We start from the raw sequence: 25,565 nt of genomic DNA, 5'->3' as shown, positions 1-25,565 counted from the left end.
GTCATCCCGAATCACTGGCCATTCGACTGGGACGCTATTTCGGCTACTCGTCGGGATTGACGGGACCCTTATACTTGGATCGGATTTTGTCACCATCCCGCCACTGCCAGTAGTAGTAGCGGTTCTCGTTGATCTCCTTGATCGTGATTGTTGCCTTCGAGGGGACGTCATCGGGAAGGTCTTCTGGTCGCTCTTCGACCTCCTCATCCTCTTCGTTTTCAGCTAGTCGTGCTTCTCGCTCGCGATGTTCGGCGAGTTCCTCGGCGAATCGAGCGATATGCCGAAGCACCTCTGGGGATTGATCATCGAGCTTCGAAACGATGTCAGCTGGGACTTTGTGAGGTGGATCTGGTGGGGAATAGGACATGGGACACAGATCTGTTAACCAACGTTGTTGGCCAGTATCTTAGAATTGTTGGTTAACCCTCCCGTTTACTCAATCGAGAACCTCTCGATAACCGCCACCGTAGTTTCGAGTTTCTGCTGTTGCTCCACCCGTTCTTCGATCTCTTAGTCCAGTTCGCGAATCACCGCTGCAAGTTGATCGACCACGTCCATCGTTTCCGGGAGACGGCTATCGGGACGAGGTACGTTCCCACTCCGAATTTCGAGATCGGTCCGCCGCAGATGCTTGCACCCACCACTCAGGTTCCGCTTCGTGAAATCTGGACACGTACACGTCTCACTCGCGACGTCGACCTCGTAGATGTTCCCTGACTCCGATCGCACCTCGTAGATCCCTCCCTTCTGCAATAACGAGACGTCCATCTCTTCGGTTCGGGCTCGACCAGATTTCGCAAGAGCGGCGTTCTCACTATTGCTGACGCCCTTGAGGAACTGGAGATATAAGACTAGCTGATGAGGTCCCTAAGAGAGCGCGTGATGCTACCAGATACAGAAGCTCGGGCTATGAGGAAGTTTGCTCAAACCTGCTGCACTTGCTGCTCATACCACGATAAGAGCCGATATGCCATCTGCTGTCCAGTTTCGATTTGCTCCCGTTGCTCTTGCGGTGTCACCGCTTCTGACAAGGGTGGAACGATGATACGGATCGACATCGACTGTCCGGTATGGACGATCTCCATTTCGTCTTCTAACAAGGGCTCGTACCGATCCACGAACGCGTCCGGCAGATCTGCGGCGCCTGAAAACTGGAGGTCGACATCCCCACGACCCATCTTGTGAATGAGCTTAACGTCGGTCGGGAGACTTGGCGGATCGAAGCGGACCCAGAGATTCCCGCTCGGGACGCCGTCTGGACGATCCATACCCAGTTCGGGGTAGTTGTCACGCGCAAGTTCCCAGTAGTAGCGGTGGAGTGACGTCACTTCTTCGTCAGGCTCCCGCGTGTAGCCACGACGATTCTGCTCGATCGCTTCAGTTATTAGCACCGCCTTGAAGTCTCCGCGGCGAGAGTCCTGATTCTGAAACCAGTCGCAAACGGCCTCGTACGTCATGGTCGCATCGGCGACCTTGGTTCGGTCCGTCCCTACTACGTACGCTTCTGGCGCGACTAACCCGGTGACGAACTCATCCCACTCATCGGTCGTCGCTTTCTCACCTCGGCGCCGATACCGTTCGAGCTGCTCGTCCTGAAAGATCGCATCGATCTTATTCTCGATCAGAACGAGAAGACGCGTCCCGTCGCGCTGAATCACGCCGAACTCAATATCGGACTCGCCCAACTCCGAATCGGAAACCGAGTGCCATACCCCGACGAATTCCTCGACTGAGTCCGGCGACTGGCCGAGCTGGCGAAGAAACCACGCACGAAACGCCGGAGTGACAGCCAATTCTTCCACGAGCAGTAGATCGACGTCACGTTCTCGGATCGCCTTGAACGGCTGCGAAGCGGCTCGCATGCCCGTCCTATCACACGAACTTACCTTATTTCTATCCTGTATGACCGGTACAGGACGGAGAGTAACCAAGTTTGAACGATCAGAAAATTGGCGAGCCTGGCACCAGATGTGCATGGTCGGGCTGTGATGACTCGAATTGCTGTGTTCGAAATCGGAGGATGCCGGATTTCAGCCAAAGAGAACGGTGGCATAGAGGCTCCGAGTCGGTCACCTCGGTTCTAATAATAAACGGGTGGTCGTTTAGTGAGTGGTGAACTCATCCTCTCTATTCAGCACACTGTTTCCATCAGATTCAAAAATTTACATGGAGCCGACTGCAACTAATGTTCCAGAGGTTGTCGGAATCGTCACTCCACAAGTAACCCAATGATCTCCTGAGCGGTGGAGCTGATTCGACCGAGGCGCTCTTGAATCACCTCCGAATCATCACCCTGCCACGTAGCGAGATAGAACGCAGAACCACTCGTGTCGAGTCCGAAATATCGACCGACGATGTACGCGACGGCTTCTGCTTCGACCTCGCGTTTTGCCCGTTCGGGTTTATCGTCGATATCGAAGTGGAGCAGCGCGTGAGCGTACTCGTGAATCAGCGTGACCGCGAGATCTGCGTGGTTCGATCGGGCTCTCGCTCCGACGACTGGCTGGACGTCGTGTAGGCTCCGATACTTACAGACCCCTTTCGCGTCGCCATGGTCCCAGTCGTCGGCATCGACGATGCGTACCGTCACACCGAGTTCATCAGCTGCCTCTTTGAGTGCTGGCACCAGGTCGTTGGCGTCGCCAAACGCTGCTGTCTCCAGTTCGGGAAGCGGTTCTCCGTCCGTCTGGGATACGTCGAAGACTGGTGCTGGTTTGAACCCGACGAGGCCTTTCGACCATTCATCCGGCGGCGTCTCGTCGTACTCACAACCGATGTTCTCGTGGTAGCTCGGCGAATTCTCACACTCGGGACATCGCTTAGTGATGATCGGTGCCCAGATCCAGATGGCCTGTTCGCCTTCCTGGACGTGCCGATCGAAATCGTTCCGCCATGTGTTGTAGCCTGCGACCTTCGTTGCCTCGGCACACTGGAGCTTGATGAGGAGCGTGTTTTGGTGCGAATAGTCGTGGAAACGACTCTGGACGTCTAACCACTTCTGGAACTCCTCACTTGCTTGTGCGTCGTTGACGTGGTCGACGAGTTCGTCAACCCATTCTTCGATGGTACTGTGCATCTCGTCGTGTCGGGTGTCAGAGTCGCCGAACGACACCACTGAGTGGTCACTTGTCGCCATGAATTCTCTCGCGAGCACCCCAAACTGGAATGCCCCGCACCCTTTGGGGGCAGAAAAACTCTCCTAAGCAAAATGGAATCAGCCGGTGATGGCCTGACCCTTCTCACGGTCACAGAAATCTGTGTGCGAATGAGCTAGTGCAACGCGGGTGGGGTGTAGACACTGGCTTCGCCCATTATTTCCTCAAGATGGTTCCGAATACGGTGGGTGAAGTAACACTCGTGACAGCAGTACCCACAAACGTCCCCAGTATCGTATTCCGCGACGAATGGGCCACGCGATCTCGTCCAGACATCGTCCTCACACTCGGCACAGACCGACGAGTGAAGGTCGGCTGGCGTCGGGGGCTGATACTGTATCCGTCCAACGCACTCAGTCGATTTCTCCGGCCAGACACCCTGATCTTCCCAAAACGAGCGCACGTGCCCAAGTCCATGACGGACTGTTGCTCGGACCGTCATGTGGTCGGCGTCGCGACCGCTGTCGTCCCACCCACTATCCGTCCAGAACTCGCCGAACTGCGCTCCGCGATGCAGCCCGTTCCAATCGAGGCCGACGATGTCAGCTGGTGGGTTGCCTGTCAGCGTCGGCTGCGTCAACTGGTCGACAACTACAAGTTGTTTGGGAGGGCTGCCTCCGAGGATGTGGACTCGACGACCGCGCCAGTCGATCGGGTCTGAGAATTCGTGTGCTAAGATATCCGCATAACCACGCGAATAGCCGACGACGATGTCGTCTGGAATCTCTTTGAGTGCCGCGCTACACTTTGGAACGATAACGAACTCCGTCTCTGGAACCTGCTCTTGGAGGTCTCGCACTGCCCGAACGTACGACCGAGCTTCTGCAGTATCGTAGGCATCGCCGATGATGCCGACATCGGGCTTGTGTTCGAGGACTCGCTCCGTGTAGCGCTCCAGATCTGGATTTCTGAAGTCGTTATCAAGCATGCCCACTGGCAACTCGAGGTCGAGAAACTGCCGTTGTTGGTAGCTGCAGTCTTCTCGAAAGCCGGTAAGAAATCCGAGGTTCAACGCGTCGATGGCGAACGGGACGCGATGGAGAAATGCCACATACTCTGCCTGTCGAGCGTCGGCGTAGGTGTTTGTCGTGCTGTCACTGGTTGCGCCGGAAAAGTCGTGAATGGACACAGGGAGTCACCTGCGAGACACCGCCGCCCCGCAGCTCTCAGGGGCGGAAAAACACTGCCGCGGGATGTGTTAACCAACAAAACCAGAATCAGCCCGCTCTGTTGGTTACTCCTCGAACAAGCAGCGAGCGGCCGCCTCGTTGCCGGTGAGCCTCTGCTGAGTTTCGTCAATATCTGCGAAGAGAGTCGACTGGTCGCCCTCGGATGAACTGGTCACTTCCGGTCGGTCGTCGACGCCGAACTCGCTCGCCGCAGGTTGATCACGTCGCGACTCGCGGTCACGATGGTCGACCTCTGCACCGAAGTCTTCGAGCGAGGTTTCGACGCTCGTTTCGGTCATTTCGAGCTGGCCGTCGTTTCCAAAGGCTGTCTGCCGATGTACTGAGATGTCTGGTCGTTTGCTCATAGAATCGAGCCTCCAGCCATCTGAGGCTCGAAAAATGTCTCGCGGAACCAAGACCTCAGAGAATCTATCCACAGACGCGGACAACTACTCTGCTGACTACTGAGCCTGATTCACTCCTCTTGTGTTCGAATCTCCTGAGCCCGGTGTTCGAGCCGTCGGAGAATCTGTACACGCTCTTGATTCGTATTCTCGTAGGCGACACAGGCTCGAAGCGTCGTCATATCGCAAATGGTCGCGATGCCCGCATCGATGAGGTGCGTGGTCGGTGCTTCGAGACGCTGCTCGGGTGTCAGGCCGGTTGCTGCCGTTGACTCGTTGCTCATTGAGTTTCGCCTCCAGCCATCTGGAGGCGCGAAAAACCAGCTCTTTGAGCGCCCTACTTTGCCTTCCTGTCGGGCTGAATTTGCCGAACGTCCTCAGCGAGATCGTGCAGATACGCTCGCAGCGTGTCCATGTCTTCGCGGGCCTCTGCAAGCGTTCGTGCCTTGACTTTAGCCGTCAGCTCGTCCTGGTCTCTCGTCGCCGTTCCACGTTTCAGCTTCACCGTCAATGAGACACCAACGTCGCTGCGCTCGACGTATTCCGTCTGGGTTGCTTCCTCTCGATTCGGCTTTGTCGCTGTTGGGTTGTCGTCAGTCATTGCTTCACTGCGTGGGGTCTCTGTCCCCCGGACCCCTTTGGGGGTTGAAAAATCCCCTGCGAATCTATCGACTCCTTGAAAGCCAGCCTATTCAATCGGCGAATCGAGTCAGTTCCACAGACTCAGGCTACCGGCTGGAGGAACATGACGTTCACACGCCCAACAGCATCGAAATCCCGGAGCTGATACACTAACTCACGAATCCGATTTGCGGGACCAGTACAAAAAATGGTCTCCAGACACCAGTCCCCGTGATGCATGTGTTGAGTCGTTCCAATGATGTCCTCGAACTCGTGTTGAATTGTATGGAGTTCTCCGATGACAAGTGTGTGTTCGTAGTCGAACGCTATTGCCGCAACAGCTTCTCCTTCAATCTCTTCTAACCGAGTGTGGCGCTCGATGTATTCTTGCATCGCTTCACGGACTGCTCGTGACCGTGACTCCATCCCCTCGGAGTTCCACGTCTCGTCGAAAGAATCGAGTACCTCCTGTGGAACGTTGAGGCTCGTTCGCATATGCGACCTTCCGTTGAGAGCTACTTAGGACCCTGTTATTACGATTCCTCAGAATCAAAATAACGGAACGTAATTGAGTCTCTCTTATCGATGTCCGAATAATGGGTCGTCTCTCTGGGTCTATCTGGAAAGAATCAGCACGTGGGAGTATCATCAAATACTATCTCTACAAGTCCACCAAAGCGGTCGAATTCTACCGGCCGATTATGTATCTCTTCTTCCTGGCACAGGGACTCAGCTTCACGCAAATCGCCGTCCTCGAAGCGATATATAATCTAACAACATTGGTCGGTGAAATACCGACGGGGTACATCGGGGACCGCGTTGGTCGACGGAACAGCCTCCTTATCGGGACGGTGCTGATCGCGGTAACGCTTCTGGGGATTGGCCTTTCTGAGTCGTTTTTCGCGTTGGCGGTTCTCTATGTCTGCTGGTCTGCGGGGTACAACTTTAGATCCGGGAGTGAGGATGCGTGGTTATACGACACGCTCACAGACGACCTTTCGGAAGACGAGTTCGCACACGTACGAGGGCGAGGAGAATCTGCAGCGCTCGCGGTTGGTGCTGGTGCAGCCATTGTTGGCGGGTATCTCGGGAGTATCGATCTCTCGTACCCGTGGTTCGTCGCAGCTGCAGTTACTGGGTTCGGCGCCGTGGTACTGCTCACACTAGACGAACCTGAAACGTACAAAAAGACAGACACGGACGAGTTGAGCTTCCGCCGAACCGTTGGTATCGTCAAGGAGGCGCTTTCCGAGCGGAATCTCAGGGCATTCATTCTCTATTATTACGTCCTCTACGCCGCTGTGACGTACCTCGTATTCGTTTTTCTCCAACCAATATTCCAGACCGTCGTTGTCGATTTAGGGGTCTCCCCTGAACAAGTCGAATCACTTCTGGGATGGTTCTACGCAGCGTACAGTCTCGTCGGCGCGGTACTCAGCTACTATACCGGTGCGATCAAGGACTTCATCGGTATCCAGACGTGGTTCATCATCCTGCCATTCATCGTCGGTGCAGCACTGGTCGGGATGTATTTCGTTCCGATACTTGCGCTGCCGACCTTCCTCGTCGCTCGAGGGCTCTCGGACGTCACACGGTCGTTCGCTGGACAGTACGTTAATAACCGAATCGAAACGCTCGGACGCGCAACTGTGTTGAGCGCTATGGCGATGGTCAGCGGCTTAGCCGTCATTCCATTTCAACTTGGAAGCGGTGTTCTCTCGGACTATGTGTCTCCACTGTTTGCGCTAGCTGTCGGAGGAGTTGTCCTCATCGTTGGTTCTGGAGTAATTCTTTCGTGGGAACTCCCTGTAACCGAACAATGACATTACCGGAGGCTTCGAAAAACGAAGGTTGAATGCTGGATTATTCCTCTTGTGAGCGGATTTCGTCGGCTTGTTGTTTGAGCCGACGAAGGATCTGAACACGTCCCCGATTCGCATTCTCGTAGGCAACGCAGGCTCGTAGTGTCTCCATGTCGTGGATCGTCATGATACCGGCGTTGATGAGTCGAGTGTTTGGTGGCTCGAGACGCTGTTTTGGCGTAAGACCGCCCGATTCTACAGATTGATCTGATGACTTACTCACTGATGTTCGCCTCCGCGCTTTTGAGGCGAGAAAAAACGGCTATAGGTTGACCTGCTTCCGTGACCGGCTATCAGTTGCACGTCACGCATTCAGACCCCACCAAACATCGTCTTCGACTGCCTGCAGTTCACGTTCTGCACGCCTGACGCGGTCACGTCCAACGAGTTCAATCGCCGTTTCTCGGTCGATTTCGTCGTTCACGTACCGTGAGAGGATGAGGTCTTCGACACCGTGTTCCAGCACCTATTCGAGGATCTCCGATTCGGGGATACCTCGCGCTTCCGCGATTTCTTGGACCTGTTCGGTGAGATCCCTAGCCATGTCTACACAATTGCTCTGCAATGACCTAACCGTCTGTGGATACTCTGTTGGCAGTCTAGGTTAGTTTGGACAGTAGTTCGCGTCAATGTTAACGTCGTCATACATACGGTCGAGCATGTCGAGTGCTGACTGGAAGTGCGCGTAGTGCTCGTTTGCGAATGCTACGGTTTCTTGGAGGGAGATAACGGGCCGTCCGTCGACCATCTCGGCCTCGATCTGTGCCTCCGGCTCGAGGACCACCTGTATCGGTCCATCGAGGTCGTCAGCGGGCTGGCGCTCCTCTGCAGTCGGGATTCCAAACCGGTCGAAGAACGCCACCCAGGCGTCGAGGTCGGACTCGTGGACGGCGATGAACAGCGAATAGTCCTCTGGGTCGCGAGCGACCTGGTAGCCACCGCGAGTCCAGACATAGACCGCATCGATGCCGGTGTAAGCATACTCCATCCCTGCGAACTGCGGGATGACGTACGCTTCCGGGATAGATGGCGGCGAGATGACTGCTGAGGCCGTCAGGAACTCGAGACCGGCGTCCCGAATTGTCTGGTCGACGACCTGGAGGCCGTCATCGTATTCGACGTATCCCGCTTCCTCGATACGGTTCACGACGCGCCGAATCGTCTCCCGGTTCTCGTCGATCTTCCGTGCGACACCGGAGATGGAATCACCTGAGTCGAGTGCAAGGATGACCTTGAGTTCCTTCTCACCGCACACTACGTACATCCTATAGTTGCACAATTATGTGCAACGCTCTAAAGAAGTACTATTCGTGTGGGTCTGCTGGCTGGATTTGGCGAGCGTCTTCGGCGAGGTCGTGGATGTACTCGCGAAGTGTCTCCATATCATTGCGGGCGTCTTCCAGCGTTTTCGCCTTCACCTTGGCTTTGATCTGGTCTTCATCTCGGGTCCCGGTTCCGCGTTTGAGTTTCACGGTCAGCGAGACACCAACATCAGTGCGTTTGACGTGCTCTGTTCGCTCCGTTTGATCTCCGTTCATTGCCGATTCTGCCGAGTCAGTGGCTGGTTGCTTCGAGTCAGACATTATATTCCCACGAGGACTATTGGAAGGTCCTCGCGCCCCTCCCGAGGGCAAAAAACACGATTCTATCAGACGCCGTCCTTGGGTTATCCGTGCAGCTGTAACAGGCAATTTCACTGTCCTGCAGACGCTGGGAGAACCTCTGGGCCGGTCACACCAAGGGCGGACTCAATCTCGCTACCGGTGAGTCGCCAACGCTCTGTGGGACCGGCGCACTCCAGTTGACTCACAATTTCGTTCTTGAACTGGGTGTAGTGCGTTAGCGCAAATTCTTCGTCCTCGGTGTAGTCGAGCAGGAGCGCGAGTGCGAGCTGCGCTGGCCCACTCCCACTGTATCCCCATTCGAACCCCGAGGGACTGTGGTTTACCAGCTTGAGGCTTCGGTCTGGAGTGAGGCGTTCCTGTTTAGGTAGCTTCTCCACGACGGCACGCCCTCGCTGTCGGTAGCCGACGTAGACGATATCGCGGTCACTTCTCTGGCTTCTCTGTTGGAGCGACTGTGAGTTGATAGTTCTACTCATGGGTCTGTTCGAAGGTACTCGTTCGAGCACCCCCGCACCCCTCAGGGGGTGAAAAACTTGTTGCAGTCCCTGAGTTGCAGTTGCCCTTGAACGAGCTAACCAACACCACCGACTATACGTTGGTTAATCCGTGCTCGGTGGATGCTGTACTCGCGGAAGAATCTCAGCGTTCGGCGCCGTAGACGATCGCCGAGCGGCTTTCGAAGCCGCATTCTCGACACTCGAACCACCGTTGTACCTTGGCGCCGTCAGCACTCTTCTGGCAGACGACGACGTTGTCATTCGGGCATTCAGGGCATATAAGGCGGGGATTTGGACGTTTTCGGAGTCCATCACGAAGTGCATCGGCCTCTTTCGTCTTGACGCCCCGCGACCACACTGGGTAGCCTTCAACGAGGATCGCCGCACGCCACTTGTGAACGTACGAGTCCGGGGCGCGGTGGAGGACTGCTCGGGCTCCAGTCTCCATATTTCGATACTCAAGACTCGGGGTCCGGCTCTCTTGGGTCCAGTTAGGAATGGATGGCATGGTGAAGTCCTCCTTAGAAGTGGACGTCCGCTGGAACGATCCAGAGGTCGTCACTCTCGTCGACGATGCGATCCAGCTGGTTTCGGTGGCGAATCCCGCAACCGTGTTCGTCGTGCAAGAAGATCGAAGGGCCGTCGTAGGCACCGACTTGATGGAAGGCGTGCCGGGCGAGATCCTCATCACGCATTATTTCGTCATCACTGAGTTCGTCGAGTGCCTCCCGTACTCGATTGAGGTTCCGCTGGAACTCGCTCTTCGTCGCGTCCCAACCGCGCTCCAGGAGTTCCTGACCTTCGTCAGAGTCTACGCGCGCTGCAACTGGGAGGTCGCCCCAACGGGCTTTCCCTGCCACCATCGTGCCTTCTTGATCGAATGTGACGTAGTAGTCAAACACGGCGCCAGCGTGTGGGTCGGCCCCAATCAGTCGATCGAACACTGCTTTACCAGTGGCCACTGCGTCGTCTCGCGTCGATGCCTCTACCAGAGTGTAAATGACTATGTGCATCGGTTTTCACCTTCGTCTGCCGACGCACGCGACTGCACACTGCCTCGCTACGTGATGCGCCGGCACCCATCGCCGGCGCTCAAAAAATAGTACTGACGACGCTGACTAGGCGCTCTCGAACTCCGACTGGCAATCTTCCTTCATGGCGGTGATCGTCAAGTCTCCGATCTCGTAATTGTCCTTGAACTCAACCGAGAACGTATCCGAGTTGTAGGCGGCGTAATATGCGCGATGTCGCTTGACGTGTTGGCCGAAATAGGTGCACTGCCCATCGTGTACGGGCGACGTCGAAGTAAAGACGAGTGTTGTTGAAACCTGTTGTAGTTCGATAGATGTTTCGTTTGTTCAATGTGAAGGCTGCGATGCCTTAATATTCAAAGAAGCTCTTGGGAGGCCAGTATAGAAGCTTCACATATATCATATCACACGATAAAAAAATATTTAACTCAGGTATCAGATGGTAGTACATGAATTCTATACGTGTTACCGTGCTGGTGGTAATACTGGTTGTCATTAGTGGATGTGGAGGCATCCATGACTCGCCCCAGCCTCCGACAGTAACAGGATCGAATTCAGCTGCAGATCATCAGACATCGCCTCCAACGACGAGTGTGCCCGATAACCCAGTCGTTCTCCGGGGAGGTTCTCTCCCACTGAATGAAGATGTTGTGTATCTTCGAACTAATGAGTTGCTCGGTACAGACCCATCTCCAACAACGGTTTCTCGAGTGTCTCGCAATCAAAGTGTCATAAGTTCCTGTTATCAGACGCAATTCTTTAAGCGAATGGACGCTCCTTGTGAATATAATGGTGAATATCCCCCCGTAACAGGACGTGTTTCTCAAACTTCGTCCGGGGTGACCATACAAACGACAGATAGCGCTTCAGCAAGCGAGATAGAGTCAGTATTGGCTCATGAATTCGTCCACTCAATCCAATCAAAGCAGGGGATTTCGTACAACTCGCTGAGTGGTCCCAAGACGACTGATGGAGCAGCAGTGCGACGAGCTCTCATTGAGGGTCAAGCGGAATACATAGAGCGTGAGTACGAGTTGGAATATCTCGGAAAATCCGATAGAGACGCATACAGGCAGTATCAAAATCACCGTGGCTATCATCAAGCTGGAGTGTATTATTTTGGCTCAGAGTACTTCGAGACACACTCGAAATCAACTCAGAAATCGTGGGAAATCTTCGAGGAACCCCCAAATACGACGGAGCAAATCATTCACCGTTACCGTGCCAATGAACATCCACCAGTCGATCTGAATGTGGAATTAGAATCAAACCGAAGCCAGCAATACTCCAAGTCAGATACTCTAGGAGAGCTAACGACGAGAAATCTTCTGAAGTCAAGGCTCAGTGAAGAAGAAGCAGCTACAGGAGCAGAAGGATGGGGAAATGACAAGTTATATGAACTGGACGGCGAGGATGGAAGTCAAGAGTATATTTGGGTCAGCCGCTGGGACGACGCAGAGCAAGCGGAAGAGTTCTCGGAAGCACTTGAACGGTACTTAGGAAAAATAGCGGATGACAGCTCAGTCGGGACCTTCGAGACCGAAAATACAACATACTATGTGAAGTCCCCAAAACCCGACACAGTAGTCCTCATCGTTGGCTCTAAAGGTAGAGAATATCAGGTAGATACCAGCACTGAAGACACAGTCCATATCGAGATCGATTGAGTGAGTTTCGAAGAAATATTTCCACCGCTCAAGGGTATCGCAGTTTCGGAGGATGGTCTACTTTCAGAACATATTCCCTTTTATCGAGGATCTATAGGGCGAGTTAACATGCGAAGTACAGAATATCTGTAGCTCTGTTGAGTGAGTATCATAAACTAGGTGACTTCTGCTACAATTTTGCAGCGTTGCTACTCACGAAAGGCTGACCAAATCCATTTTGCTGCTCAATCTGGCGGGATCAGCGCTGAAGCAACCAATTCAACGCATTCACCTGCGGTCAAAAGGTCGGAGACGACAGTCTTCATTGAGCTCTATTGAAATCCTCAATCGGTGATAGGTTTCAGGAGCCGTGTTGCATACAATGCGCAAATCGGTCAAAATCTACTACGAGAAACAGCTGTTTCTTTAGCCGAACATTTTGTGTCAGAACCCTCGCTGTTGTCCTCCTTTCACCACCCGATTTATCGTTGCGATAGCGAATGCGGTGACCAGTATCGCCGACACGAACCACGCCCAGATTGGGATGAATAGGTTGCCTCTTGTTTCTACGATCCCACCCAATGCTGCGACAAGAACGAGGCCAATGACCGTCAGACCTGTTGTTACTGCTAGTTGGAGGTTTCCAGTACGGTACGAGTAGAAACCTGCACCGACCACGCCAAGACCGACTATTACTGCGATGACTTGCAGGAGTCTGATTACGAAGGCCATAGGGCCGCTGGACTTGGGGAGTAAAAGGAGGGGAAGGACGGCGACGAGAATCCCGAGGGCGATGACGGCGAGAGGGATTCTGTTATCGGGGGTTGAGACATACTCAATTGTGCCTGTCGTCCGTTTCACTAAATGTCTTGTGTGCGCTTGCTGAATACATCCTTTATGTTCAGCACGCCACTCCTATCATTCTCAGAGGGTCTCAACAAGCTCGACGGGGAGAGAAGCTGGATTGAAGCTGCTCGACCGAGCCATTCCTTAGGATTCGGCCGTGACGTTAACTTTCTCCGAAGCACCTGGTCGAGTGGGCAGTCAAACCTGCTCCAGAAGCGTCGCGGCCCCAGTGATTCGCTCCCAATCGACAGAATCCAGTTGCTTGATCCCGATGTTATTGAGGTTGCTGAGTGCGCGATGCAGCCGGTAGCCCGGTGTGTCTCGTTGATCCATGATGTACGCCTCCGCCGACTTCTGGCGCAGAAAAACGAGGCAGGGGTGCTGATGCCTCCCACCAAAGTCCTACATCAGGCTTAACCAATAACTCTGGGTAACTACATTTTATGTTGGTTAATACGTGGTCCTGCTGAGTATTCTACTGGGGACTTGGTCCGTGACGAGGTGACTGACACACCTGGCACTCCCACATTGGCTGGCCCGACCACTCGTCATCTGGGAGCGACTCGAACTCCTGGAACTGATGTTTAGTCATTCGACCGCACTCGCGACATTCAAGACGAGCTTTTGAGGGAGCACTGGGTTGACGATTCTCGGAATGGTCGTCGACGGAATGCTGGAGTGCAATGGCTGGCACCAACCAGACGTCGTTCTCGGCGCTCTCAAGTAGGACTGTAAGCCGATCTCCCTCACGAACGTTGCGGCCTCCCTCATCGTAGAGGAACGTCGTGTGCGCCCCATCACTCCGCGACTGCGTCGACTCTGTCTGTCCCGTCCGTTCACACGCGGCTGTGAGTAGCCGTTCACCGCTTTCAGAGGTGACTCGAACTGCTTCGGGGATCGAGGGCCACTTCTCGGTCAGCTGTGCAGCGGGCTTTGTATCCCGGTCGTAGATCAGCTGGCAGTCGTCAACCGCTGGATCCCTATCGGCCTTCGTGAGGAGCGTGGCTGCAGCAGCACCCTTCGCGACGGCAGCGTAGAACGTCGACGCTTCGACGAGCAGATGGACGACGTGGAGTAGTGTCCACTCAGTATCCGGGGTACGACTATCGTTACTGGTTCCATCCAGATGATTCGAGAGGCAGAACCGACACTTGGTACGGTTAGCAGGAATCGAAGCACCGCACGAGGAACACTCGCTCCGCGCCGATCTCACTCGATCAGGATACGATCCGAGCCCTTCCTTTCGCTTTCGTTCTGCTCGTTCAGTGTTCCCCCGTCCAGAAAGCCCGTCGTCGGGAACGTGGGTCGATTCGCCAAGTGGTCGTAGTTCCTCAAAATCAGAGTAGTGGTCCCTCATCTCTTGTGGATGGCTTCCCTCGTAATGGTATTTGAACTCATGCTCCCCTTCATTACGAAATCACTGCGACGACCACAGTGTCTCTATGCGTTGCTCTATTGCCGTGAGGACGGTGGAGTATACTTCGAGTGGATGGAGCGACGGGAGTTCGAGGTCGGTAATTTCGGTGGCAGTCGGTGGCTTGTGGAAGTGCAACCGGGTGTTGTGCGTGTTCGGATGCCGGTCCCAGCGACACTCCCAGCGTTCCCCGTCCTCGTGCTCTTCGACGTAGTGGACCGAGAAATCGCCAGTCGTGAACCATCGGATGTCGAGACGGGCCGCTGTTACTGTGTCAGGATATCGCCCAGCGTCGAGCAGTCCACGAAGCAGTCGAGGTTCGTATGAATCCGGATCGAACGCAGTCTCGGCGACGAGTGAATCCGACGAAAGGTGTCGCTCCAGCAGGCGCAGCGTCTGTCGATCCGGTGGGCCCGTCGAGTGTGGGGCCGGATCCTTCGGTGGCTGACTCATTTAGGCCGGAATCAGATGCCCGTCATTCTGGGAGAGCTGGCGAGCAAGTTCGTACAGCCGGATATCTCGAATCACGCCCTGCCACTCACTGACTGCGGTCATCCGCTCGTGGATGGTTTCGTGACTATCGTGATCAAACACGTTGACAGCCGTTGGGTCCGTCGTCTCGAACTGCGCTTCGTATTCCGTTCGCTGGGCTTCGAGCGCCTCCACGCGGTCGATGATTGCTTCGATAGGGAGCTCGGTTGCGATTCGACTGGCGTCCTGCCATTCGAGATACCCCTCGTTTCGTTCGTATGTTGCCGGGCGGCTGTCTCTATCGGCTCGAGCGATGCTCATCTCCGCCAAGCGGTCGAGGTGCTTTTTCGCGGCGTTTGGAGAGCAGTCTGCAAGCTCAGCGATTTCGGTGTACGCAGTCGGAGACGTAACTCCGAGAACGACGTCGTAGACACGACCAAACGTGTCTGTCCCTGTCTGCCACCGGCGCTGAGTATCATCGGATGTGGGGGCCGGATCGAACTCGGTCATACGTATCTGTAGGCGGCCACTCTCAATATATCTTCGGATTGTTCAAATATGTGCAGAAGGGTGCTGTGTTGGGTTACTGGGAAGGCAGGGCCAGTCTTGTTCAATCACGTAGTATTGCGACTGCCTTTCCGACCTGCCGGACGTGTTCACTCCGCTCCAGATCGAACTCCTCGGCGAGATAATCGGCCGTCTCTGTGAGCGTCATGGTTGAGTAACTCCTCTCTCAGCGTATGAAGTTGATGTTCTTAAAAATCGGCTCACACCGCGTTGAGTTCGTCTCTCCGGGCACGAACGGTCACAGCTGACATCCCTGCAGCATCCGCAACTCTCTGTTGTGTGAGTGACCTTCCGTGTTCCTGTGCAGCTTTGTATATGCAGGCCGCCGCGACGCCACTCGGACGACACCCGTTTGAAATAGCAGTTTCTCGATGGTGCTTCGAGAGTGCCACTGCTCGACGCCGGATGGCGTCTGAAATGCCAAGTTCTGACGCGAGACGGGGGATGAATTCACTCGGGCGAACCGGCTGAGTCGGGAGCCCAAGTTCTGTATTCAGCGTCTTGTACGCATTCGGGACTCTCGATTGTTCGACGCGTGCTGCGTCAACGACGTCGTCGAGTAACCGCGAGTGGCCGTTACAGCGACAGGCCCCGTACACGCTAGCTGCAGCTATCGCTTCGATTGATCGGCCTCGAAGTAGGTCTTCATTCTGAGCACTCCGGAACAGTTGGCACGCCTGATCACGGACCGAACCTGAAAGCTCGAGGACGCTTGCGATTCTTCGAACTTCACCCAGGCCGTGTGCGAGGTTTCGCTCGGCTTTCGACTGGAACCGACCACGAGTCTGTTCACGCCGCATTCGGGATCGCCGCTGGCGCTTTCGTCCGGAGAGTTCGTTCCCGTTTGCATCTTTCCAGCGACCGATCTCGGTCGAAAGCCCTCGGTCATGACGTGCCGCGGTCAGTGGAGAGCCCGTCCGCTTTCGCTGGTCCTGATCGTGAGTCCTCCATTCAGGACCGTGGTCGATTCGTTGTTCGTCAATAACGAGTCCACAGTCTTCACAGATAGTTTCGACCGAGTTGGTAGTGACCCGGCCATCGCACTCCGGACATGGGTTCGTGCTGGAGTTTGTCTGGACGTCCTCGTCGAAGCTTGTTTCGTAGGTATCTCTCGTCGCCATGTTTTCTCACCAATTATCGAGATTCGCCGATACGGCGAACCCCTCACCCATTGAGGGGAAAATAAACTCCGGCAAATCAGATAGGCACTTTCTCCGGGACTTTGAACCCTCTCGACTGGTCTATCTCGAATCTCTCTTTCACCAGAACTTCTACATACGTCTCTCTGGATGGCGATATATGGACTATCAGCGGGTTTTAGATGAGATTGCGGAGGCGTTCATCGAGAGGCCATTGGATTTTTTGCTCGAACAAGATCTCCAGACCCGCGTGGCTGAGATTCTCCGACACGAACTTCGGAATCGGGATTACCTCTATGCTGACTTCGCTGATGCATCACTCACGTATAGCAGCAATAACATGGCGAACTACAAACTCCCGTATCCACAGGAGATTCAGCAGACGGCGGAAGGGATTGAAAACCCGATATCTCGAGTACATACGGAGGTAGCTGTTCAGGATCATCTCACCGCTGCGGACGGATGGCGGGAACAGATCGACGTCGTGGTATTCCGCAACCAGCTGGAGAACGCGATTGAGTGGAATGATGGGTCGAATCGGTTCGATCCAGAGGACTTCGAAGCTGCGATAGAGCTGAAGTACATCAAGAACAAGAACTACTTCCCGACGCACTCTGGCGTCGACGATCTTGTGGAATCATTGAAAACAGACTCCAACAGTATTGAGTCTGATTTGGAGGAACTTGCTGCACTTCCCGATCACACTGAGACGTTCCTTGTCATCTTCTCAAACTACAACTACCTCTATCAAGGACCAGTGCTCGATACGTCTGAGACGAGGAAGAAGAAATACACACGAGTTGGTGATGCTATGTGTGATTGGCTCAGAGCAAATGCGGGAGATACCCATGTTCTGTACGCTCAGCCGCTCCATTCTGAGTGGATCACTGACCACGACTAAATTCTGGATATCGAACTGCCCGTAATTGTCCCGACGCCAGTGTAAATACCCCTCGACAAGAATGGTTCAAATCAATGGAACTGACACGCAACAAGACGATTGACGATCTTCTGACTGGCTCTCCAGGTCCATTCCGAATAGAAACGTCAGAGGAACGGGGGCAGCGAGTGTTGAATGGCCTTCGCGAGACGGTTGCGAAATCAGAAGCCGAAGCTGAGTTTGCATTGGACAAAGAGTACTGGGTCCGGTACTATCTTGAGGGACATAGCGAGGCTTACGGCTTTGAAATTGCTGGTGACCTCGACAAGGAAATGAGAGGCAGACGCGGCGACTATCGAGTCATCTATGAGGAGCAGGATATGGTGTTGGAAGTTGAGAAAGACCTGAAGAACTTCTTCGAACACGGGCACGAAACCGAAGGGGCGGTTGGATGGGATGCGCCGGGGAGTATTGACCTCGTCTTTGCTGTCACCGACAATGACGATCGAAAAGAGGAGTTCGGCATCCCGGTCATCATTGCAGCTGACTATGATCGTTCTGAGCTCGAGGAGCCGACATTCGAGCAGTGGTACAATCGCGTTAGAGAGCTCAAGTCTGTCAAGGAGGCATTCGTAATGAGTCTCCTCTCGGCAGTCTACTGGGAATATACGAAGGGAATCCCGACGGTGTGGGAAGTCCAGAAACGAGCCGGGGAGATCGACTCGACGAGCCGCGAGTACCTTTCCGCGATACATGAGAATCTCTGGACTGCCGTCGCAAATGGGGTGAACGATGTCCTATTCAACCGAGAGGTCGCGATCCAAGAAGGCGAAGAATTCGCTGACCTCAAATCGAAGGCCATGTCGCTCGTCCAGAATGGGTACTCTGAGACGTCTGAGTGGGAATGCCCTAATTGCTCAGAGCCGTTTGTCTTAGTCGGCACCCACAAGCGGATCTATGAACCGGATTTCGGGACTATGACTGAAGGGCAGTGGGCTGAGCAGCAGGCTGCTCAAGAAGGTGGGTTCTTTGAGGAAGGTGTCCACGGGGAGACGCTCACAGCAATGTACTGTTTCGATTGTCTGATTGGTGGAGTCGCAAGTGCTCTCGATGCTGAGCCTATGCTGTTTGACAACCGGACTGAGGTCGAGTTCAAGTAACGACTGTCTCTCGAGCAGACCCCATCATGTCCCCGAGGTTGTGGCTGCGCGCGCAACGAAGTGAGCACGTAGCGGTGGGTGGGGGGGTGGGGTTTGGGTTGGTCCGGCACGTAGCAAAAAAGAAGGGTTCGATGACCGGCTACTCCCACCACCGACCGCGCTCGGGGAAATTCACTGTGGTCCAGCCGGTCAGCGCCACCGAGACGCGCCCGTTGTACCAGTTCTTCGCCGCTCCACGAATACGAACGTGCTCTCCCTCCTCAATCCAGGGTTGGTCGCTCGCAACCCAACTGGTGAACTTCGTCCGTCCACTTTCGTCTTCGATGAGTCCCACTTGAGAAATGGCTGAACTTGACGGCTCCCACAACTGCGTCACAGTCCCCTCGATGCTCACCTCTTTGCGATTGACGTCCTCGAGCTTCCCGATGGGAACCACTGTCCCAGGAGCCGTCTGCAACTCCTCGAACACCCCGACGACCGCACTCATCATGTCTTTCCCACCGACCACGGCCTCACCTAACCGCCGGCCAATCGCTGCTCGCGACCAGCCATCCAGCTTCTCCGCCAGCCGCATCGACTGCTTGTTCACCGCCGCCAACTGCTCCTGCGTCAGTTCTGCACGAGGGTCGTCCCGCTCTGGGTCCGCCCACGGGTCCACGCTCGCCGCCCGCTTCTGAAACTCTGCACGCCGCTCAGCGCTCCTCTTCGCTGCGATGTCTCGCGTACGCTTTTCCCGACCTTCTTGCGTCCCCATCTCCGCCTGGGCACTGATGCGCTCCAGTTCAGCTTCCCGCGCCCGAATGCGCTCTTCCTGTTCGAGAGTCGCACCGTAAATCCGCTCATCACTGGTGTCGACCATCCCGTCCGGGTGGTTCGCATCGACTTTTGCTTGCACCTCCATCTGCACCGTCGCCTGGAACTCCGGCGTCTCATCGACGACCTCGAAGCCCTCTTCATCGACCGCCGCTTCGTCCGCTTTTTCGAATGCCTGTTCATCGACCGAAACTACTTGACTGGTAACGTTCTTACTTGACATTGGAACTCAACCTAGTTCCGAAGGCGCTCACGCGCCCGACACTGCGATGCTCCTACATCGCGGTTCTTCGACGACAACGCCCGACAGAACCATCTACGCGCTCTCGCTCGCGCCTTCGTGAGCGCCCCCTGGGGCGCGAGCGAGAGCGCCAAAGGAAGGTCACCCAACCAGAACCGCGCGCCGACCCGCCCGGAGCGAGCGGCCAGCTTTAAGCCGTTTCTCGCGTCCGGCCCGGACTGCGGGTCCGTGTCCAGGGCGACGGTCGTGAGCACGGCGAGCCGTGGTGTGGCTCGCCGCGCGGAACGGCCCAAAGCGCTGGAACGCGAAAGCCCGCGAGGGGCGCAACCGAAAACGCGCTTAATGCTGGCGTCGAGACCAAATTTACTTTAGCCCGGAACGGGCGCTCGCGGTGCGGGGAGCGCCCGCACGCCCGGAATGGTCGGTCGCGAGCGACGCGGAGGGCGGCAGCGGCGCGCGGGGCGGGCCGTAACAAAGAACCTGTTCAACCGGACTCGACGCTCAGTGACACAGCCGATATCCTGGTGGACTCAGAAAGGGCGAGGCCGTCTCGGTCGTCCCCCGACCCCGCAAGCACCACAGGCACGAGGAGCGCAGCGGTGGTCGCGGGATGCCGAGCGGCCGAGGGCTTTCACTTTGTACGTTCCCGCCTCGACTTACTCAGTCGAGTGTTGCAAAACACCGAAGTGATTTATATATTGGTTCGCTAGTATGCAACAGAATGCTCACAGAAGGCGAGGTTCGCGCCCTTACTGTCATCCACGGTGAGCAGACAGTCTCTGAACTCGCAACAAGTCTTGATCGGAGTCTCAGCTACACCTCAGAACTCGTTGAGCGGCTCGAAACGGGTGGCCTCGTCGAGACACGTCGACAGGGGAAAACAAAGCGGATTCGACTGTCGGATGCAAAGGCTCTCGAGTTACTCACTGACTTCACGCAGCAGTATGCACACATCGACTGGCCGGAGCTGTTGTCAGGGGCAGCCCTCCGTGTGTGCTACTTCCTCGATACCCCACGGACTGCGACCGAACTCGCACGCCGCGCTGACGTCCACCGAAGTACCGTCCACCGTGCGCTAACTCCGCTTCAACATCGCGGAATCATCTATCAGACTGACGACGGGGCGTACGCACTGAACGACGGATTCGAACAGCTGAGCGTATTCGCTCGTGAGCTTGCCCATCACGCCCACCGCCAGACTGTTGAAGCGCAGACCGACGCGTACACGATTCTGTGGGAATCTCTTAACGAGTTCCTTGTGCAGACGGGGACTGAGGTCAGCGACGAACACTTCATTCCGACAGGACCAGACCAGTTTCAGCGATATGGCCTTCCGCTCTTGGCACGTGACCGCAGACACTACCTCTACTCGGAGACGACGAGCGAACTCTCCCCGGAGATGTTGTGCTGCCACATGCTCGTGATCGATTCGGGAGCACGAACGCAGTCATACTGCCTGCTCTTGCTCAGTCACGTCGACATCGATCGCGACGAACTCCGAGCCCAAGCCACCAAGTACGGCGTCGACGATGTCGTCGACGATCTCTGCACGTATCTCGACACCAGCGGTGACCAGCGGACGTCTCGACTCCCTGAGTGGGAGGACTTCCAGGAACTCGCTGAGGAGTACGAGGTGACGCCATGAGGGCGCGGTTTGATAGCTCATACATCCGCTCAGAACTCGAGCGCATCGGCCAGCAGCTGGACAACCCACTCACCGTCTCCTTGATTGGCGGTGGGTCGATGGCGTTTCGCGGACTCAAAGAGACGACCAAAGATATCGACCTCATCGTCTCCTCCGGCGACGATCTGAGCCAGTTACAAGCGGTGCTCCTTGAGCTGGGATACGATATCGTCCGGGAGCCGGACGAAGAGTACGAAGAGCTCGGTGCCCAGCGCATCCTCGAGAACGATGATGGGTGTCGTATCGACGTTTTCAACCAGCAGGTGATCGGCAAGCTGATTCTGTCTCCTGGAATCCGTGAGCGGAGCGAACGGTATCTCGACCCGGGGAATCTCGTGGTCGAGCTCGTAAGTCCAGAAGATATCTTCCTTTTCAAAGCGGTTGCCGGTCGGGTAGACGATATCGAGGATATGTTCTCGTTGATGCAGACCGGCCTCGAGTTCGACGTCGTCGAAGCGGAACTCGAGACGCAGGTCGAACTCTTGGATCAAGAGCTGTTCGTGACGTACGTGAACGAAGCGTTGACCGATCTCACCGAACAACACAACGTGACGACGCCGTTGCACGACCCCGTGGCGGAGATCACTGAGCGCGTCTACGAGGAACTGGAGGTGCTTTACGCGCTTGACGACCCGAAGTCGGTGGCTGACCTGCAACAGGAACTCGACTGGCCTGCAGCGGACGTCCAGGAGATTGTGCGTCGGCTGGAAGAGAAAGACGCCGTCGCGGTAACGGATGGGCGCGTAGAACGTCGCTCAACGACGATCTGACCACGAAGGGGGAGAAAGTGGGGCCGTTGGTACGCTGTGAGCAAGTCTACACGGCTCTGTTGAAACCTTCAGATCTTGGCAGGAAGTGTGTGACCATACAGAGGATGTATACAGTAAATCACTATTGTTTCTTCCAACCATTCTGGGCCGAATTAACCATCAGTAGGATAACATATTCACCCGATACGGCTTGGTGGAGGACCATTCATGTCGGAGTCTGTGTATACAGCGATTGACGCAAACAGTAGCATGGTTCCTACCGTGATTCCCGCAAAGATTCCACCCGTATTAGCGGCAAGTACAAATGGTGCAGACATACTCCCCAGTCCAAGGGTTGCGAGAACAGTAGCCCACAGTTTTCGTTTGTTGTCGTCTGTTTTGTCAGGATAGTGCATAGGAGTAATCAGTATGCCACAATCATATAGCTTACCTCTGCTAGAACGCGGTGTTTTATTACTTTATAAGTGATGGCAAAGTAACGTGAAGACCTATATCCAAACCGGCGGCGGATCCGCGTACGACGGCCGCCTTTCCCTTCGAGAAATCGGAGTACAGCAAACCATCTACGTCGGTGAAGACGACTGGCAAGCTGCACTCTCGTACTTCTCGAAAGTGAAGTCGTACGCCGACCTCAAGAACTAAGAGGACGTTCGCTCATATGAGGTGCAAACGGCGGAGTTCGAGCTACTCGTCGAAGAGTACACTCCCGAAGAACTCGCTGACGCCGTAATCCAGTGCCGACACGACGTACACTCGGACGAATAGTCGAGCGCGGTCGCTCTCTTTCTCACAGATTCTTAGGAACGCCGAGACGGACGTCTCTCGGGGAGTAGAAACGAAGGCCGGTATTTAGGGCGACGCGCATGGTACAAACACAGTGTTGCCATGCCCGTCCTTCATACCGAGGTAGCCAACGCCAACGGATAAACCTACAGGTTCGCTTGCATCCGTCTGTTGACGCTGTGCCGGTGTTCACTGTCGCCATCGGCTGAGACCGCTCCGTAGCAGTGGCGTTACTTGCCGGCGAGTGAGAACGTTTCGGGAGCCGCGTTCGCGGTGAAGTAGACGAATCGCTGCACGTCTAACCCGAACGCCGCGCCGACCGCGTCTGCGGCCGACTGTTCGGTGGTGTCGTAGCTCCGGGCGACCTCTCGGCGGACGCCCGCGCACTCGTCGGTGATCTCTCCGACGAACTCGAAACCGTCGAATAGGAGAGCGTGGGAAAGAGACGAAAGCCCGGCGTGGCGAGCGGTCGACCTCTACACATCGCCGTACTCTGCGGCGAAGCGCGACTTCGCGGAGACTGTCTCCCGGTGGACGAATAGCTACGATTCGGACGGGTTGGCAATTCTCTCCGCCGAACACGATGTGCTCCCTGTGTGGTGCACGGTCACGCCCTACGAGAAGACCGTCGGCGACCTTGGCGACGACGAGTCGATTGACGTTGCTGTAGGCCGTCCCCTGCCCGATCTCGAGGTCGTCTATCACGTCCTGGACGGTCACCTCGTCCTCGCGAGCGAGGCACGTGTACAGTTGGGCAAGCTGCGACTCCTCGAGGAGGTCCGCGACCGAGAGGAAGTCGCGGATGATGTCGCCATCAGCACGATTCGAGGTGCGTGACACGGGTCGTTCCTAATTACCGTTTCCAGCGAAACAGTAGAGAGTGTTTGGGTCACTCCGCCGGCGCCGCGACAAGGTGCTCCTCGAGGTCGCGCGTCCAGTAGGTAGCTGGCCCACCGGGACTACACCGGGCGCAGAGTTGGAGCGGGCCTTCTAGGTGGCCGAGTTCCACTCGGAACCGCGTCAGCGCCGCAATCGTGTCGACGACGAGGCCACAGCTGTCGCAGGCGTGGTGATCGTGCTCATTGGGATCCGACCGCGTCTGGGTAGCGCAGCCGACACAGATCGGGTGAGTGACCCGCTCGTCCTGGCCCCAGGTGTGCGCCTCGCCAGTCTCGGTGCTAGGCGGGGCGTCGCAGAAGGCACAGCCAACGAGCGTCTGCTGCATCACTCGCCCTCCGCGCCGTCGTCGCGACCGGCCGTCCAGCCACGATGGTAGACGGCTAGCTGCGTGGCTGAATCAAACGCAGTACCACTCAGCTCGTGAACGAGGACGCTGTCCTCGGGAACGGGTGTGACGATGTCCGCGTCGATGAGGTCGTCGACCAGGCGACGGGCTGTGGCGTCGTCGACGTCCGCCGTGTCGACGCCGGCGACGTCGTGGTCTTGGGCGAGCAGCGCTTTCTCGAACTGTTCGTAGTCGACACTCGTGTCGTCGCTCGGATCGGGATCAGCCATAGTGAGTCACGCCGCGCACGTTGTCGCGCGCTGCACGCCTTCTGGCGCCGATAAACACTCCACACGAGATGTGACCCTTATTCGCTCCAGAGGGCCGTGATCCGGTCTTCGATCTCGTCGAGGACGAGCGCAACGACGTCACGATGATCGTCCGGCCACGATGCGTCCTCGCCAGGCGTCGGGGCGGTGGGCGGGGGATGGAAATGGTCCCGTGTATTGTGCGGATTCGGGTGCCGGTCCCACCGGCACTCCCAGGCGTGGTCCGAGTGCTTCTCTCGATAGTGAAGTTTGAAGTCGTCGTTCGTGTACCAACGGACTGTCAACTGCGCCTCGTCGACGGCTGCCGGGTAGTACGACGGGGCAAAGACGACGTGGAGTTCCAGATGGCCGCTGGCGTCCGTGACGGTCGCTCGGGAGACCTGCCTCGTCGCTTGGAGCCGCGACTGGAGGAACTCGAGGATGGGGCGATCGATGGGGGCAGGGCTCCCGCCATCGCCTGTCGGTGGTACCATCGAGCGGGTTACCCGGACGCCTGTTCGCGCTCGCCACCCGTGCGTTGCTGGCGCGCGCGTTCGTAGCGGTCACGCTCCTCGCGGGCGGTCGCCCAGTCGGCGACGTCGGTTCGGCGGGCGTCTACGGGTCAGAGGTCCAGACCGTCACGAGCGAACACGACCGGATCTTCGTCGTCTGCAACGTACCCGAAACGGGATCACAGGCCCAACTGACCCTCACGAAGGAAGACCGACCAACGACCGTCGCGACGTTCAAGCCGAGAACGCAACTCCTTGCAGTTCGCGCCCCAGACAAAGGGACGGCAGATGCGACCGTCCAAGCATTCAAGAGTTACTTCGAGTTGGACGATGCAACACGAGTTTCGTTCCTGGATAACGGATTCAGAGGCCGGTTTGAAGACGCCTGCGTCGACGGCTATTCGACCCTCCGACTCCGGAATACGAACGCCTACGATAACACCCGAGAAATCGAGGTTCGCTCGAAGGAGCTTGAGTCTGGGAGTATCTCGGACGTGCGGATCGACTCAATCGTCGAGGACTTGCTTCGGCGCGGTGATACTGAACTTGATGCAGCCACTGGCCTCGTGTCTCTCCCGACTGACGTTCGGTCGATAGAGACAGGAGAACCGCTTCATCCGCGAGTGACAATCGGGTTTGCCGAAGGATCCACTACCTTCGAACAGTTCGTCCCAGAGCAGGTATTGATTGCATTCGACGACGTGGTTCGAGAGGCACTCTGAGTGTCGATTCTATAAACAAG

Annotated in this window: 30 protein-coding genes and 2 pseudogenes; 7 read left to right on the top strand and 25 right to left on the bottom strand. The window is 56.0% G+C overall.

The genetic code is table 11. The features are described from left to right. Positions 1–43 precede the first annotated feature (43 nt). The 8 genes from DV709_RS17140 to DV709_RS17100 form a co-directional block, all read right to left on the bottom strand. On the bottom strand, positions 44–367 hold the full coding sequence (locus DV709_RS17140; protein ID WP_117595670.1) for a hypothetical protein: 324 nt from the start codon (positions 365–367) through the stop codon (positions 44–46). A 556-nt stretch (positions 368–923) separates the two neighbouring features. After that, positions 924–1,862: a PD-(D/E)XK nuclease family protein gene (locus DV709_RS17130; protein WP_157972773.1), complete on the bottom strand. Its 939-nt coding sequence runs from the start codon at positions 1,860–1,862 to the stop codon at positions 924–926. Positions 1,863–2,209: 347 nt separating this feature from the next. Continuing rightward, positions 2,210–3,136, bottom strand: coding sequence for an ArdC-like ssDNA-binding domain-containing protein (locus DV709_RS17125; RefSeq protein ID WP_117595687.1), 927 nt, complete (start codon positions 3,134–3,136; stop codon positions 2,210–2,212). Positions 3,137–3,270: 134 nt separating this feature from the next. Beyond that, a complete protein-coding gene (locus DV709_RS17120; protein ID WP_117595668.1) occupies positions 3,271–4,284 on the bottom strand; it encodes a DUF6610 family protein in 1,014 nt (337 codons plus the stop codon). 105 nt (positions 4,285–4,389) lie between these two features. Beyond that, positions 4,390–4,689 (bottom strand): hypothetical protein, encoded by a 300-nt coding sequence (locus tag DV709_RS17115; RefSeq protein WP_117595667.1) that lies wholly within the window; start codon positions 4,687–4,689, stop codon positions 4,390–4,392. A 110-nt stretch (positions 4,690–4,799) separates the two neighbouring features. After that, positions 4,800–5,012 carry a hypothetical protein gene (locus tag DV709_RS17110; protein WP_117595666.1) on the bottom strand — a complete coding sequence of 71 codons (213 nt, stop codon included), beginning with the start codon at positions 5,010–5,012 and terminating at the stop codon, positions 4,800–4,802. A gap of 53 nt (positions 5,013–5,065) precedes the next feature. Beyond that, on the bottom strand, positions 5,066–5,329 hold the full coding sequence (locus DV709_RS17105; protein WP_117595665.1) for a DUF7389 domain-containing protein: 264 nt from the start codon (positions 5,327–5,329) through the stop codon (positions 5,066–5,068). 122 nt (positions 5,330–5,451) lie between these two features. Next, positions 5,452–5,844, bottom strand: a complete 393-nt coding sequence (locus DV709_RS17100; protein ID WP_117595664.1) for a CopG family ribbon-helix-helix protein — start codon at positions 5,842–5,844, stop codon at positions 5,452–5,454. Positions 5,845–5,945: 101 nt separating this feature from the next. Here DV709_RS17100 and DV709_RS17095 point away from each other — a divergent pair, with 101 nt between their 5' ends. Continuing rightward, positions 5,946–7,172, top strand: coding sequence for an MFS transporter (locus tag DV709_RS17095; RefSeq protein WP_198665771.1), 1,227 nt, complete (start codon positions 5,946–5,948; stop codon positions 7,170–7,172). Between the two features lie 40 nt (positions 7,173–7,212). On the opposite strand, the gene DV709_RS18260 is transcribed toward DV709_RS17095, so the two are convergent. The 6 genes from DV709_RS18260 to DV709_RS17060 form a co-directional block, all read right to left on the bottom strand. Then, positions 7,213–7,434: a hypothetical protein gene (locus DV709_RS18260; protein ID WP_117595663.1), complete on the bottom strand. Its 222-nt coding sequence runs from the start codon at positions 7,432–7,434 to the stop codon at positions 7,213–7,215. A gap of 381 nt (positions 7,435–7,815) precedes the next feature. Continuing rightward, on the bottom strand, positions 7,816–8,475 hold the full coding sequence (locus tag DV709_RS17080; protein ID WP_117595662.1) for a helix-turn-helix domain-containing protein: 660 nt from the start codon (positions 8,473–8,475) through the stop codon (positions 7,816–7,818). Between the two features lie 40 nt (positions 8,476–8,515). Further along, positions 8,516–8,794 (bottom strand): DUF7389 domain-containing protein, encoded by a 279-nt coding sequence (locus DV709_RS17075; RefSeq protein WP_117595661.1) that lies wholly within the window; start codon positions 8,792–8,794, stop codon positions 8,516–8,518. Between the two features lie 110 nt (positions 8,795–8,904). Then, positions 8,905–9,312, bottom strand: a complete 408-nt coding sequence (locus DV709_RS18255; protein ID WP_117595660.1) for a DUF6166 domain-containing protein — start codon at positions 9,310–9,312, stop codon at positions 8,905–8,907. Between the two features lie 163 nt (positions 9,313–9,475). Then, positions 9,476–9,841 (bottom strand): DUF7568 family protein, encoded by a 366-nt coding sequence (locus DV709_RS18250; protein ID WP_117595659.1) that lies wholly within the window; start codon positions 9,839–9,841, stop codon positions 9,476–9,478. A 13-nt stretch (positions 9,842–9,854) separates the two neighbouring features. Beyond that, on the bottom strand, positions 9,855–10,346 hold the full coding sequence (locus DV709_RS17060; RefSeq protein WP_117595658.1) for a hypothetical protein: 492 nt from the start codon (positions 10,344–10,346) through the stop codon (positions 9,855–9,857). 998 nt (positions 10,347–11,344) lie between these two features. Here DV709_RS17060 and DV709_RS17855 point away from each other — a divergent pair. Beyond that, positions 11,345–12,031 carry a hypothetical protein gene (locus tag DV709_RS17855; RefSeq protein WP_198665770.1) on the top strand — a complete coding sequence of 229 codons (687 nt, stop codon included), beginning with the start codon at positions 11,345–11,347 and terminating at the stop codon, positions 12,029–12,031. A gap of 423 nt (positions 12,032–12,454) precedes the next feature. On the opposite strand, the gene DV709_RS17055 is transcribed toward DV709_RS17855, so the two are convergent. The 5 genes from DV709_RS17055 to DV709_RS17035 all read right to left on the bottom strand — a co-directional run bounded on the left by DV709_RS17055 (position 12,455) and on the right by DV709_RS17035 (position 16,429). Beyond that, positions 12,455–12,871, bottom strand: coding sequence for a hypothetical protein (locus DV709_RS17055; protein WP_232819786.1), 417 nt, complete (start codon positions 12,869–12,871; stop codon positions 12,455–12,457). 460 nt (positions 12,872–13,331) lie between these two features. Beyond that, positions 13,332–14,213, bottom strand: coding sequence for a biosurfactant protein 1 (locus DV709_RS18245; RefSeq protein WP_117595657.1), 882 nt, complete (start codon positions 14,211–14,213; stop codon positions 13,332–13,334). Positions 14,214–14,273: 60 nt separating this feature from the next. Next, on the bottom strand, positions 14,274–14,723 hold the full coding sequence (locus DV709_RS18465) for a hypothetical protein (protein WP_117595656.1): 450 nt from the start codon (positions 14,721–14,723) through the stop codon (positions 14,274–14,276). Further along, positions 14,724–15,251, bottom strand: coding sequence for a DUF7342 family protein (locus tag DV709_RS17040; RefSeq protein WP_117595655.1), 528 nt, complete (start codon positions 15,249–15,251; stop codon positions 14,724–14,726). A gap of 257 nt (positions 15,252–15,508) precedes the next feature. Continuing rightward, positions 15,509–16,429, bottom strand: coding sequence for a transcription initiation factor IIB (locus tag DV709_RS17035; RefSeq protein ID WP_117595654.1), 921 nt, complete (start codon positions 16,427–16,429; stop codon positions 15,509–15,511). 178 nt (positions 16,430–16,607) lie between these two features. Here DV709_RS17035 and DV709_RS17030 point away from each other — a divergent pair, with 178 nt between their 5' ends. Next, positions 16,608–17,348: a hypothetical protein gene (locus DV709_RS17030; protein WP_117595653.1), complete on the top strand. Its 741-nt coding sequence runs from the start codon at positions 16,608–16,610 to the stop codon at positions 17,346–17,348. 74 nt (positions 17,349–17,422) lie between these two features. Beyond that, positions 17,423–18,487, top strand: a complete 1,065-nt coding sequence (locus tag DV709_RS17025; protein ID WP_117595652.1) for a hypothetical protein — start codon at positions 17,423–17,425, stop codon at positions 18,485–18,487. 139 nt (positions 18,488–18,626) lie between these two features. Here the strand turns inward: DV709_RS17025 and DV709_RS17020 are convergent, their stop codons facing one another. Further along, positions 18,627–19,523 carry a replication factor A gene (locus DV709_RS17020; RefSeq protein ID WP_117595651.1) on the bottom strand — a complete coding sequence of 299 codons (897 nt, stop codon included), beginning with the start codon at positions 19,521–19,523 and terminating at the stop codon, positions 18,627–18,629. Positions 19,524–20,262: 739 nt separating this feature from the next. Here DV709_RS17020 and DV709_RS17010 point away from each other — a divergent pair. From DV709_RS17010 to DV709_RS17850, 3 genes are all read left to right on the top strand, one after another. Beyond that, positions 20,263–21,186, top strand: a complete 924-nt coding sequence (locus tag DV709_RS17010; protein ID WP_117595650.1) for a helix-turn-helix domain-containing protein — start codon at positions 20,263–20,265, stop codon at positions 21,184–21,186. Then, entirely contained in the window at positions 21,183–21,995 is an 813-nt protein-coding gene (locus DV709_RS17005) for a DUF6036 family nucleotidyltransferase (protein WP_117595649.1), read from the top strand. Before DV709_RS17010 ends, DV709_RS17005 begins: the two co-directional genes overlap by 4 nt. A gap of 480 nt (positions 21,996–22,475) precedes the next feature. Continuing rightward, positions 22,476–22,637 carry a hypothetical protein gene (locus DV709_RS17850; protein WP_157972771.1) on the top strand — a complete coding sequence of 54 codons (162 nt, stop codon included), beginning with the start codon at positions 22,476–22,478 and terminating at the stop codon, positions 22,635–22,637. Between the two features lie 732 nt (positions 22,638–23,369). Here DV709_RS17850 and DV709_RS17000 read toward each other — a convergent pair. The 5 genes and pseudogenes from DV709_RS17000 to DV709_RS18460 form a co-directional block, all read right to left on the bottom strand. Then, a pseudogene (locus DV709_RS17000) lies at positions 23,370–23,618 on the bottom strand (ArsR family transcriptional regulator); the annotation flags it as partial. A 49-nt stretch (positions 23,619–23,667) separates the two neighbouring features. Continuing rightward, positions 23,668–24,003, bottom strand: coding sequence for a DUF7558 family protein (locus tag DV709_RS16995; protein WP_117595648.1), 336 nt, complete (start codon positions 24,001–24,003; stop codon positions 23,668–23,670). Continuing rightward, positions 24,003–24,293 carry a hypothetical protein gene (locus DV709_RS16990; protein WP_117595647.1) on the bottom strand — a complete coding sequence of 97 codons (291 nt, stop codon included), beginning with the start codon at positions 24,291–24,293 and terminating at the stop codon, positions 24,003–24,005. The genes DV709_RS16995 and DV709_RS16990 overlap by 1 nt, the downstream gene beginning before the upstream one ends. A gap of 77 nt (positions 24,294–24,370) precedes the next feature. Next, positions 24,371–24,805: a hypothetical protein gene (locus DV709_RS16985; protein WP_117595646.1), complete on the bottom strand. Its 435-nt coding sequence runs from the start codon at positions 24,803–24,805 to the stop codon at positions 24,371–24,373. Positions 24,806–24,813: 8 nt separating this feature from the next. After that, positions 24,814–24,912: pseudogene (locus tag DV709_RS18460) on the bottom strand (DUF7342 family protein); the annotation flags it as partial. Positions 24,913–25,565 lie beyond the last annotated feature (653 nt).

Source organism: Haloprofundus halophilus (genome assembly GCF_003439925.1).
Taxonomy (GTDB): domain Archaea; phylum Halobacteriota; class Halobacteria; order Halobacteriales; family Haloferacaceae; genus Haloprofundus; species Haloprofundus halophilus.
Note: the sequence above shows the minus strand (reverse complement) of the source record. Positions and strands in the feature narration are given on the sequence as shown.